At 48.2% G+C, this 11,294-nt stretch carries 10 protein-coding genes; 6 read left to right on the top strand and 4 right to left on the bottom strand.

The window, feature by feature from the left end; all coding sequences use genetic code 11:
- Window positions 1–267 precede the first annotated feature (267 nt).
- Both JHC35_RS07640 and JHC35_RS07635 read left to right on the top strand, forming a co-directional pair.
- Complete coding sequence (locus tag JHC35_RS07640) at window positions 268–1,638, top strand: amino acid permease (protein WP_295043766.1); 1,371 nt, start codon at window positions 268–270, stop codon at window positions 1,636–1,638.
- On the top strand, window positions 1,635–2,858 hold the full coding sequence (locus JHC35_RS07635) for an MFS transporter (RefSeq protein WP_295043763.1): 1,224 nt from the start codon (window positions 1,635–1,637) through the stop codon (window positions 2,856–2,858). Before JHC35_RS07640 ends, JHC35_RS07635 begins: the two co-directional genes overlap by 4 nt.
- A 252-nt stretch (window positions 2,859–3,110) precedes the next feature.
- Here JHC35_RS07635 and JHC35_RS07630 read toward each other — a convergent pair whose 3' ends face one another.
- From JHC35_RS07630 to JHC35_RS07620, 3 genes are all read right to left on the bottom strand, one after another.
- The gene (locus JHC35_RS07630) at window positions 3,111–3,887 is read right to left on the bottom strand and encodes a thiazole synthase (RefSeq protein ID WP_295043760.1); all 777 of its coding nucleotides are present in this window, start codon (window positions 3,885–3,887) and stop codon (window positions 3,111–3,113) included.
- Window positions 3,888–3,975: 88 nt separating this feature from the next.
- Window positions 3,976–4,533 carry a phosphoribosylglycinamide formyltransferase gene (gene purN, locus JHC35_RS07625; RefSeq protein ID WP_295043757.1) on the bottom strand — a complete coding sequence of 186 codons (558 nt, stop codon included), beginning with the start codon at window positions 4,531–4,533 and terminating at the stop codon, window positions 3,976–3,978.
- Window positions 4,530–5,921 (bottom strand): NAD(P)H-hydrate dehydratase, encoded by a 1,392-nt coding sequence (locus tag JHC35_RS07620; protein ID WP_295043754.1) that lies wholly within the window; start codon window positions 5,919–5,921, stop codon window positions 4,530–4,532. Before JHC35_RS07620 ends, purN begins: the two co-directional genes overlap by 4 nt.
- Window positions 5,922–5,953: 32 nt before the next feature.
- Between JHC35_RS07620 and JHC35_RS07615 the strand changes: the two genes are divergently transcribed.
- From JHC35_RS07615 to JHC35_RS07600, 4 genes are read left to right on the top strand one after another with little or no spacing between them, the layout of a single operon-like run.
- Complete coding sequence (locus JHC35_RS07615; protein WP_295043751.1) at window positions 5,954–6,922, top strand: KpsF/GutQ family sugar-phosphate isomerase; 969 nt, start codon at window positions 5,954–5,956, stop codon at window positions 6,920–6,922.
- Entirely contained in the window at window positions 6,919–7,857 is a 939-nt protein-coding gene (locus JHC35_RS07610) for a pseudouridine synthase (protein WP_295043748.1), read from the top strand. The genes JHC35_RS07615 and JHC35_RS07610 overlap by 4 nt, the downstream gene beginning before the upstream one ends.
- Window positions 7,854–8,252, top strand: coding sequence for a secondary thiamine-phosphate synthase enzyme YjbQ (locus JHC35_RS07605; protein WP_295043745.1), 399 nt, complete (start codon window positions 7,854–7,856; stop codon window positions 8,250–8,252). The genes JHC35_RS07610 and JHC35_RS07605 overlap by 4 nt, the downstream gene beginning before the upstream one ends.
- A gap of 2 nt (window positions 8,253–8,254) precedes the next feature.
- Entirely contained in the window at window positions 8,255–9,436 is a 1,182-nt protein-coding gene (locus tag JHC35_RS07600) for a replication-associated recombination protein A (protein ID WP_295043742.1), read from the top strand.
- A 227-nt stretch (window positions 9,437–9,663) separates the two neighbouring features.
- Here the strand turns inward: JHC35_RS07600 and JHC35_RS07595 are convergent.
- The coding region (locus JHC35_RS07595; RefSeq protein ID WP_295043739.1) for a vitamin B12 dependent-methionine synthase activation domain-containing protein at window positions 9,664–11,294 on the bottom strand (1,631 nt) is incomplete at its 5' end.

The raw sequence follows: 11,294 nt of genomic DNA, 5'->3' as shown, positions 1-11,294 counted from the left end.
CCGGCCCCTTGGTCCCAAACCAAGTACTCTAACCATACTGAGCTACGCCCCGACCTTCAGCTAATTGTTCAAGAGAGCAAATTAGTGAGGCGAAATTATAGTCGAAAAAAAATAAATTGTCAAGCCTTTTGCGTAACCATCTTAAACGCTCTGGCTCATTTCGAGTTGAAGTGGGGTGAAATACACCCATGTGCATGCAAAATTAATGTATAATAGAGCATATTATGTGCGGTGTAGAGGTGTTTGAGTGAGAGAAAAGGAGGGGATGTGAAAGATTTTTTTCGTAAAAAAGATATGTCCGGTATGAACGGAGAGTTTCAACGCCGATTGGGGTTAATGGACGTTACCTTTATTGGCATCGGTGCTATTATCGGTGCGGGGATTTTTGTCATTACGGGACAGGCGGCTGCGACGATGGCGGGACCGGCTATTATATTGTCATTTTTGTTGGGGGCTGTAATGATCGCCATTACGGCACTCATCTATGCGGAACTGAGTTCTGCGTATCCGGTAGCAGGAAGTGCGTACAGTTTTACGTTTGCATCTTTGGGAGAGATGTTTGCTTGGTTTGTAGGCTGGAATCTGCTGCTCGAATACGGTGTCGCGACAGCCGCCGTGGCGACGGGATGGTCGGGATATTTGCGCGGATTCTTGGAAAACAGTTTGAATATCCACATTCCGGTAGCTTTGAGCGGAGCGTATAACCCATCAGCAGGAACGTACATCGATATCAGTGCCTTTGGGATCATTCTGGCGATTTTTGTTTTGTTGGCGATTGGGATCAAGGAGAGTGCGCGGGTCAATTCGGCCATTGTATTTATCAAATTTGCGGTTTTAATCACGTTTGTGGTTGTCGGGGTTCCCCATATTGATTTGAACAATCTATCCAATTTTTTCCCTTTTGGGTGGGAAGGGGTATGGCACGGGGCGGCATTGATTTTGTTCGCCTATTTGGGATTTGACGCGATCAGTACGGTAGCTGAAGAGACAAAAGAACCGCAGAAAAATATTCCGTGGGGATTGATTTTGTCATTATTGATCTCCGTTATTTTCTTTATTTTGGTGAGTTTTACACTGACGGCGATTGTCCCTTATGATAAACTCAATGTTCCCGATGCATTGGCGTTTGCGCTTTATCAGGTGAATGAACCGCTTGCCGCAAATATCATTGCGCTGGGAGCTGTTATCACTATTACAACTGTGATGTTGGTGATGGGGCTTGGGTTTACACGAATACTGTTTGCTTTGGCTCGGGATGGCTTGTTGGCGAAAAACTTGAGCACGATCCACCCTAAATACGGCACACCGTTTAAAGCGACATTAATCGGTGGTGCATTGCTGAGTTTGATGGCGGGGTTTGTTCCGTTAAAAACGTTGGCGGAATTGGTCAATATCGGGACTTTGTTTGCTTATTTGATGGTCGCGATAGCCATTATTGTATTGCGTCGCCAAAACACTATTGAACCAGCATTTAAAGTCCCTGCGTTTAAAATCTTGATGCCGCTCAATTTTATTTTAATAATTTTTATGATGGCGGGATTGCCGTTTGCTACATGGCTTCGGTTTATCGGATGGTCGTTGATCGGGATGGTAATCTATTGGTTTTATGGATCTAAAAACAGTGAGTTGAACCAATGAATATGAGTGTTGTTAAACAGGTATTAGCCCTCCCCGTCATTGTCATTGCGATGGGGTATTTTGTCGATATTTACGATTTGATCCTTTTTGGGGTAGTGCGTGTCGATAGTTTGAGTGAGCTTGGATTGGACAAAGACGGTGTTACATTGTGGGGATCGATCATCCTCAACGCGCAAATGGCAGGGATGCTCATCGGGGGGATACTTTGGGGAGTGTTAGGGGACAAAAGAGGGCGTTTGTCGGTTCTTTTTGCTTCGATTATCCTCTACTCGGTCGCAAATTTGCTCAATGCGTTTGTCACTAATGTCGAGCAGTACGCACTGCTTCGCTTTATTGCCGGTATCGGTTTGGCGGGAGAATTGGGGGCAGGGGTAACGCTGGTAGCTGAAATTCTACCCAAAGAGCTTCGTGGATACGGTGTTATGAGTATTGCTGCCTTCGGAGTATTAGGTGTTGTAGCTGCCAATATCGTTGCTCAGGAATTTGCATGGCGAAACGCGTATATTTTTGGGGGTGTTTTGGGCTTTTTGTTGCTGGTTTTGCGATTCCGTGTCCGGGAATCGGCGATGTTCGAACATCATTCTGGCAGTGATGTCAAACGGGGACAATTTTTTGCTCTCTTTGCTCACAAAAAGCTGTTTAATAAATACATCAAAGCGATCGTCATCGGAATGCCTCTGTGGTATGTTGTGGGTATTTTGGTGATGTTTTCACCAGAGTTTGCCAAAGCGCTTGCCATCGAGGGGGAAGTGAAAGCAGGACAAGCTCTGATGTACACCTATATCGGTCTCTCTATCGGGGATTTAGCAAGCGGTTACCTCTCTCAAATGATGAGAAGCCGTAAACGTGCCTATACGATTTTTATGGCACTCTCTGTGGCAAGTGTTCTCTATTACTTTACCCTATCCGGTGCGAGTGCGCAATCGTTTTATATCGCCGTATTTATGCTGGGGGTATTTTGCGGATATTGGGCACTTTTTATCACGATGGCGGCAGAACAGTTCGGGACGAATATCCGTGCGACGGTTGCGACAACGGTACCTAATTTTGTTCGCGGATCGGTAGTGCCGATTACCTCAGGCTTTATGGTTCTCAAAGAGAGTATGGGGGTGTTGGGTTCTGCGGCAACGGTAGGAGCGGTTGTGTTTACAATCGCTTTGGTTGCGCTTTATTTTACGCGTGAGACGTTTTATGAGGATTTGGACTATATAGAAGCTTGATGTACTTTTCTTTTTAGAAAAGAAAAGTTACCAAAAGAAAATCGCCGCTCAAACAGAACGCTACCAGCCGTTTTGGCACTGCTGCCAACGGCTGGGCTCTAGGTGTGTTTTCGCGGCATTATTTAAAAAATTCCCGTGATCCAATACAAAGAGCCGTTCCGAAGGCAGTAGTGCCGAGAGGAACGTGCGTCTTTGGATCACGGTATGTTCTTTTGCTACTTTTCTCACTAAAGAGAAAAGTAGAGAGAATTATTAAAACTGGATCATCCCATCAACGGGTGAACTTGCCGTCGCATACGGGCGCTTCGGAATCCGTCCTGCTAAATAACTGAGTCTTCCTGCAATCACCGCATTTTTCATCGCTTCTGCCATCAACATCGGATTTTGTGCTTGAGCAATTGCCGTATTCGTCAAAACACCATCCGCTCCGAGTTCCATCGCTAACGCCGCATCACTCGCACATCCGATCCCCGCATCGACGATAATAGGCACTTTGACCGCTTCACGGACAAACACGATGTTGTATTTGTTTTGAACGCCGAGGCCTGAACCGATCGGAGCGGCAAGCGGCATGATCGCATGCGCTCCCGCATCCTCAAGACGGCGTGCCATGATTGGATCATCCGAGGTGTACGCCATGATCGTAAAGCCATCTTTGGCTAATACTTCACACGCTTTGATCGTCTCCAAAACATCCGGATAGAGAGTTTTTTGGGTGTCACCGATCACTTCGAGTTTGATGAGATCGATCCCCGTCGCTTCGCGGGTGAGGCGAAAGAGGGTGATTGCCTCTTCGGCAGTCGTACATCCTGCGGAGTTTGGCAAGAATTTGACGTTGGTATCCGCAAACGTATCGCGAAGATTTGGCTCGTTTGGATTGGTAATATTGAGACGGCGTACCGCGACGGTGATAAGCTCTGAACCGCTGGCGAGAGTAGCCGCTTTCGTCATCTCGAATGAATCGTATTTACCGCTTCCGACGATGAGACGGCTGCCGAGGGTATATTTTCCGATTTGTAAAGTATGCATAGTGAGTCCTTTTTATTTAATTTTACGCCATTGGAGTAAAACCCCGATAGCTACGCTAACGCTGAGTTTACTTCAGCGGTAGACTCAATTATGATTCTTTTAGAATCTTTATGATGCTGAGAGGCAAAATTTCATGCTCGATTTCGCGAATTTTAGCCGAAAATTCTTCTAAAGTATCCGAAGAATTTTTGGTAAAACTTTTTTGCAAGATTATCTCACCGGCATCCAGCTCTTCGCTCACCCAATGGACAGTGACACCGCATACCTGCTCTTCGCTTTTAAAACTTCGTTCAATGGCATGGGCACCTTTGAATGCAGGCAACAAAGAGGGGTGAAGGTTGATGGCACGTATCTGAGAGGTGAAAACAGAAGTGAGAATCCGCATAAAGCCGCAGAGAACGACGAGATCAGGATTGTATTCACGAATCAGTTCCACTAACGCGCTATCGTAGGCTTCACGACTCTCAAAATCCCGATGATCCAAAATCTCTACGGGGATATGGGCCGCACGGGCTTTGGCGATTCCACCGGCTTCGGGGTTGTTAGTGATGGCACAGACGATTGCCCCGTGTTTGAGATGGATTTTTTCGATGAGGTTGGCGAGGTTGGTCCCCTCGCCACTGAAAAGGGCGACGATTTTTTTCATAAAGTACAAACTCTTTCGATAAGATCAAATGGGGTGAGAGCGTAATTGTTTTTATCAAAGTCGCGTGCCGCGAGGGTGTGGGCGAGTGAGCCTTGGATAGCTGCTTCAAGCGGTGTAAAGCCTTGTGCGAGGAGTGAGCCGATCAAACCGCCCAGTACATCACCGCTTCCCCCCTTGGCTAACGCGACGGTTCCGTGAGGGTTGATATAAAACTTCTCACCTGCACCGATAATGACGTTGGAGCCTTTGAGGACTAACACGATGGAGGGATATGCGGTACAAAATTGCTCAACATAGTCGAAACGGTTACTTTGAAGCGTATTCACATCGATGTCTGCTATTCCCGTGACGCGTAAAATCTGGGTGAACTCTTTGGGATGAGGGGTTAAAACAATATGATCACGTTGCAAGAGTTTTAAAAATAGTGGATGCGCAAAAATATCGGCATCCAAAACCAGTGGTAGAGTGTTGTCCAGCAACATGTTTAATTCATCGTCGCAAAACTCGACTCCTAACCCCATCCCTAGCGCGATAGCGGTGGTAGTTGCGGGGAGAGAGTGACTTTGCATCAGCTCATAGGGGATGGTGACGTTTTCATTGCTGATGAGGCTCACTAAACCGCTTCCGAAACGGAGTGCCGCAGAACCTGCAATCACAGACGCACCGATTTTTTCTCCGCAGATGATACTCAGATGACCGTAAGATCCTTTGTGGGATGATACATCTGTTCGCAGTGGTAGGGAAAGGTCGGAAGGGTCGAGTAATTTCCACGATGAGGGAATCTCGTAACGTGAACGTGAAACTCCCAGATTGGCAACACGGATTTCACCCACGACCTCTTTGGCGCAGTCACTAAAGAGGCTTCGTTTGAGCGCACCCATCGTAATCGTCGTATCGGCTTTGAAGCGATGCGGATCGAGTGTACCGTCTGCATAAAGTCCGCTGGGGACATCGCAGGCTATTTTGTACCCCTCTGAGGCGTTCATCGCTTGCAGTGCTTCGATTGCGGTGGGTCCCAATACGCGATTGAGTCCTGAACCGAACAACGCATCGACAACGATGTCATATTCCCCTTCGATAGGGGTGTTTTTGAGTTCCACTTTTTCGGCACGTTCACGTTGGAATTGTGCGAGAGGAGAGCTTGCCCCGAAGGGGAGATTCACCGATACGCGATACTCCCCCTCCAACAAACGGGCGAGAGCCAATCCGTCGGCCCCGTTGTTGCCGCTTCCACAGACAATCAAAACGGAGGCATTCGGTTCAAAGCGCTCTTGGATAAATCGGGCGATCGATAGAGCGGCGTGCTCCATCATCACCTCTTCGCTGAGGGCGAATTGGCTGACGCATCGCTGGTCGAGAGACGTTACTTCGGTATAGAGATTTTGCATGGATAAAGCCCAATTCAGCTATAATCTAATTTATGAAGAACGATTATATCGCAATAGCCTGCAACACACTTGAAATTGAAGCACAAGCGCTTCTTGATGCAAAAAGACGGATTTCCGAGGAAATTCCCCGTGCCGTTGAGATGATTTTGGCCTGCAAAGGGAAACTGGTCATCACCGGTGTCGGCAAATCAGGGTTGATCGGAGCGAAAATCGCCGCGACGTTTGCTTCGACCGGAACACCGAGTTTTTTTCTCCACCCTACCGAAGCGCTGCATGGCGATTTGGGGATGATTGGTCGTGAAGATGCGGTGCTCGCGATCAGCTACAGTGGCGAAAGCCCTGAACTCAGCTCTATTCTCCCCCATATCAAGCGTTTTGACATTCCCCTCATCGGAATGACCCGAAATGCTAAGTCGACATTGGGGCGATACAGCGATGAAGTGATCAATATCAATGTTCTCCAAGAAGCGTGTCCGCTGGATGTGGCACCGACGTCGTCGACGACACTCACGTTGGCAATGGGGGATGCGTTAGCGGTATGTCTGATGAAAGCGCGAAATTTTCAAAAAGAGGATTTCGCGTCGTTTCACCCCGGCGGTGCTTTGGGCAAACGGCTGTTTGTCAAAGTTTCCGATTTGATGCGCACCGCAGATTTACCGATTGTGGATGAAAAGACCCCTTTGAAAGAAGCTATTTTGAAACTCAGTGAAGGGCGTTTGGGGACGGTGATGCTCACTGACGGCTCCGGAAAGCTTTCGGGACTGTTGAGTGACGGTGACATTCGTCGTGCCTTGATGAGTGAGTCATTTTCCCTTGATGCTCCGGCAGAGCGGTTTGCGACCAAAAATCCGTTGGTGATCGATGATGCGACGATGTTGGCATCCGATGCACTAGTGCTGATCGAAGAGAAAAAAATACAGTTGTTGGTCGTCACCGATAAAGACGGCATAATCCAAGGTGCATTGCATCTTCATACACTCGTGGAAGCAGGTATCTCATGATGCGTCTCAATAAATTTATCGCTCACTACTCGACCTATTCGCGACGTGAAGCCGACAAGGCGATTCAAGACGGATACGTCCGAATCAACGGCGAAATCGAAACCAACCCTGCGACGCAGGTGGATGAGAAACACGATTCGGTGATGATCAGCGGTAATAAAATCACTCCGACCGATCAGTTTACGGTGATCGTCTATAACAAACCGCGCGGTGAATTGGTAACCAAAAAAGATCCTCAAGGGCGTAAAACGATTTACGACTCGTTGGCAAAACAGTACCGTCACTATATCCCTGTGGGACGGCTTGACTTTGCTTCAGAAGGATTGCTACTCCTCACGGATGCCTCCCGTGTCGCAACGGCGCTGATGACCTCCAAAATGGAGCGGGTTTATAAGATAAAGATCAAAGGCCCCGTCACCGAAGCGATGCAGGTAGCGATGGGAGAGGGGCTGGAGCTTGAGGATGCGAGTGCCGGAGCACATGAGAGCTCAGAGATCGAATCGATGAGTTTTGCTCCGTTTTATGCCTACCAGATTCAAAAAAATCAGGGCGATTTTTCGGTACTCAAAGTCGCCATCGGTGAAGGGCAAAACCGAGAGCTGCGCCGATTTTTCGCCCATTTTGGTGCGGAAGTGGTAGATCTCAAACGTCTCAGCTTCGGAGGGATCGATCTCAATAACCTCCCGACCGGAAAAGTCCGTTTTTTAGAGCGCAGTGAATACGCGTCGCTTCGAGAGTTTTTGGAGACGATCGAAAAAGCGGAAAAGCTAAAGAGCAAATCGCTACCTAAAGGATCTAAAGCCGAAGGAAAAACAGCGCATACTTCAAAGAGTCATTCAAAAGTGAAACCGAAAGCAAAACCCTCTAATGAACCCTTCGGTACCAATAAATACAAACCCGAAAAAAAATTTACAAAAGGTGAAACCAAAAAATGAAAACTCTCAAATTTCCGACCAGCCATAAAACACAGTTAATGGACATCAGTGCCGAAGTGAAAGAAGCGGTGATCATGTCCGGTGTCAAAGAGGGGATCTGTGTCGTATTTACTCCGCATACCACCGGAAGCGTTTTTTTGTTTGAAAATGCGGATCAAAATCTTCGTCGTGACCTATTGGCCGCACTCTCTACCGTTATTCCAAGTGATGCGAAATACTCGCATGTCGGAGACAATGCGGCAGCGCATCTCAAATCCTCTCGCATGGGAGCATCGGTCTCTATTCCGGTTCACGAAGGGCGCCCGATGTTCGGAAAATGGCAGGGAGTTTTTTTCGGCGAATTTGACGGCCCGCGCCAAGAGCGCGAAGTGATCATCAAGGTTATCGCAGGTTAATCGTGGCGGACTTCACCTATCTGCTTCGTCCGAAAAAATTTGACGATGTAGTCGGTCAGTCACACGTATGCTCTCCTGACTCACCTTTGCGCGTTCTCTCTGAGAGCGGTAGTCTTACCCACTCTTTTTTTTACGGACCTCCCGGCTGCGGTAAAACCTCATTGGCTCGAATCATCGCCGAGACGATGGAATTGCCCTTTTATGAGTTTAATGCCACTTCGCTCAAAATCGAGCAGCTTCGTAAAATTTTCGATCAATATGAGGGTTCCCTTACCAAACCTCTGATTTTTATCGATGAGGTTCACCGTCTGGCAAAAAACCAGCAGGAAGTGTTACTGCCGGTTATGGAAAAAAACAGCGTGTTAGTGATTGGCGCATCGACAGAGAACCCCTATTTTAGCCTCACTGCGGCGATGCGGTCACGTTCACTCCTGTTTGAACTGTTTGAAATCGGTGAGGATGCGTTAGGGCAGCTGTTAGAACGCACGGGAGTTGAAGTAGACGATGAAGGGCGTGAATATCTGATTCGAAGTTCCGGAGGAGATGCCAGAGCGATGCTTAAACTCCTCGAAGTGGCAACGGCGCTTCAAAAACCGATCACCAAAGCGCTGCTTACGTCGTTGCGTCCTGTCGCGCAGGCACGTGGGAGTTCCGAAGCGGGAGTTCATTACGATCTCGCTTCCGCACTCATCAAAAGTATTCGAGGTTCCGATCCCGACGCGGCAGTCTATTATCTCGCACGGCTGATCGAGGGGGGAGAACCACCGGAGTTTATCGCACGCCGTTTGGTTATCCTCGCCAGCGAAGATGTGGGCAATGCCAACCCCCAAGCCCTTACCTTATGTGCGTCGGCTATGACTTCGGTGAAATCAATCGGTTATCCGGAAGCACGCATTATCCTCTCTCAGGCGGTAATCTATCTGTGTGCATCCCCGAAATCGAACACCGCCTATAATGCGATCAACGCCGCACAGCAAGCGGTACGCAACGGGGTGATTTTAGAGATTCCCGAGTATTTGCGTCAACAGCACAAAGGGTATTTGTATCCACATGACTTCGGCGGATGGGTGGAGCAAAAGTACCTCTCCAAACCACTCAAATTCGTCGAATTTAAAAAAAGCGGCTACGAAGCGAAGATGGGGGAATGGATCGAGAAGGTGTGGGGTTCGTCATCCCGTACCTGATACGGGATCCACGCATTTAAATTTTAGATTCCGCGTCGGAGTATGGAGTGACGATGAGTAAAAGATTAAAAATAATCGGCGATTTTCCAGTGGTTTTTAACCGCAAAATGACCAATAATCGCAGCAACTATAATACCAATAGGAATTATCATAACGGGTTCAAACATTTTCTAAATCCTCCATCTTCATTTCGATTTTATGCAATTTACTGTAATTTATAAAAACCCCTAAACACTATAATAACTTGCCTCTTTATGATGCACTACAAGTGCCGTCGTACTTTGTTCCGGATGGATTTGGAAGGTCTCGGAGAGGGTAATCCCAAACTCTTCTGGGCGGAGAAGATCAAAAATAATGCGGCTTTGTTCCAAATCAGGGCACGCCGGATAGCCGAAACTGTACCGTGCCCCCGCATAGCGGTTGAGACGAACATCGCGGAGGCTGAACCCCTCATCATCATGGGCGATCCCTAAATCAAGACGTATTTGCTTGTGCGCCACTTCGGCCAACGCTTCGGCAAGCTCTACCCCGAATCCGTGAACGAGATTGTATTCGAGATACTTGTTTGCAGCGTAAAGCTCTTTTTCATACTCGCTGAATTTATCCCCGACACTAACACATGTTAGCGGCAATACATCATCACGCGTATGGGTGAAAAAATCGCTCAGCGCACGGTGCGGTGCTTTACGCTGGCGTGGAAATTCAAAAACGTACTTGGCGTTACCGATGACACTCTCCAAGCTTTCGCGATTGGCGTTTTCATCGATATTCCATCCGCAGCTCTCATCGAAAATGAGGAGCTCTCGGTCATTGCTTCGGACGGGGTAGTAGCCGTAAATCACGGTCGGGTCGAACAAGCCGCGTTTGGCGATTTCATTTTTGATCCGCTCATAGGCAGGGTATACTTTGGTCTCTAAGAGTTTTTTGTACTCATCGACCGGCATCCCCGCGCGTTTGTAGCCCCAGTGGAGTTTAAAGAGGCTACGGCGGTTGATCCAACTGCATACCATCTCAAAATCGAGCTGATCGCGGCGCAATACCCGTCGTCCCCAAAACGGAGGGGTCGGGATTTTGACTTCGCTCGGCATTTTGAGCTCATGATACGGAGGGATCACAATGTCGATCACCTCTTTGGCAGGTTTTTCAACCATATCTCCACCCAGGCGGGTATCGAGCCCGACACTTGGATCGGCGTTGTATTTTTCGATACGGCTCATCGCAATAACGCCATCAAACGCGTCGCGGCAGTAGAAGATCGGACCGTTGTAGATTGGGCGGCAAAATTCATCGACGAAACTGCGTGTGAGTGCCGCACCGCCGAGCAATACCGGCATGGTGATCCCTTTTGCAGCCAGAGCTTCGAGATTCTCTTTCATCACTTGAGTCGATTTGACAAGCAACCCAGACATCCCGATGGCGTGAATATCCTGCGTTTTCATGACGTCGAGATACTCTTCGAGTTCGGTTTTGATTCCGATATTGATCACCTTGAACCCGTTGTTGGAGAGGATGATGTCGACGAGGTTTTTCCCTACGTCATGCACATCCCCTTTGACGGTACCGATTACGAGGGTGGTGTCGGTATCTTTTTCCTGTTTTGAGAGATAGGGGTTGAGATAATCGACGGTCGCTTTCATCGTTTCGGCGCTTTGCAATACGAACGGTAACTGCATTTTCCCTGATCCGAAGAGTTCCCCGACCACTTTCATCGCATCGATGAGGATTTCGTTGACGATGGTATCGGGATTGATTTTTAGTCGCGCTTTTTCGACCAGAGGGATCATCCGCTCTTTGTCCCCATCGAGGAGAAGTTTCGCGATTTTTTCCTCATCGCTGAGGGCTTCGTATGCTTCGTCGT

Origin of the sequence: Sulfuricurvum sp. (genome assembly GCF_022759005.1) — a bacterium.
Lineage (GTDB): Bacteria > Campylobacterota > Campylobacteria > Campylobacterales > Sulfurimonadaceae > Sulfuricurvum.
The sequence above is the reverse complement of the archived record's forward strand: the minus strand, read 5'-3'. Positions and strand labels throughout refer to the sequence as shown.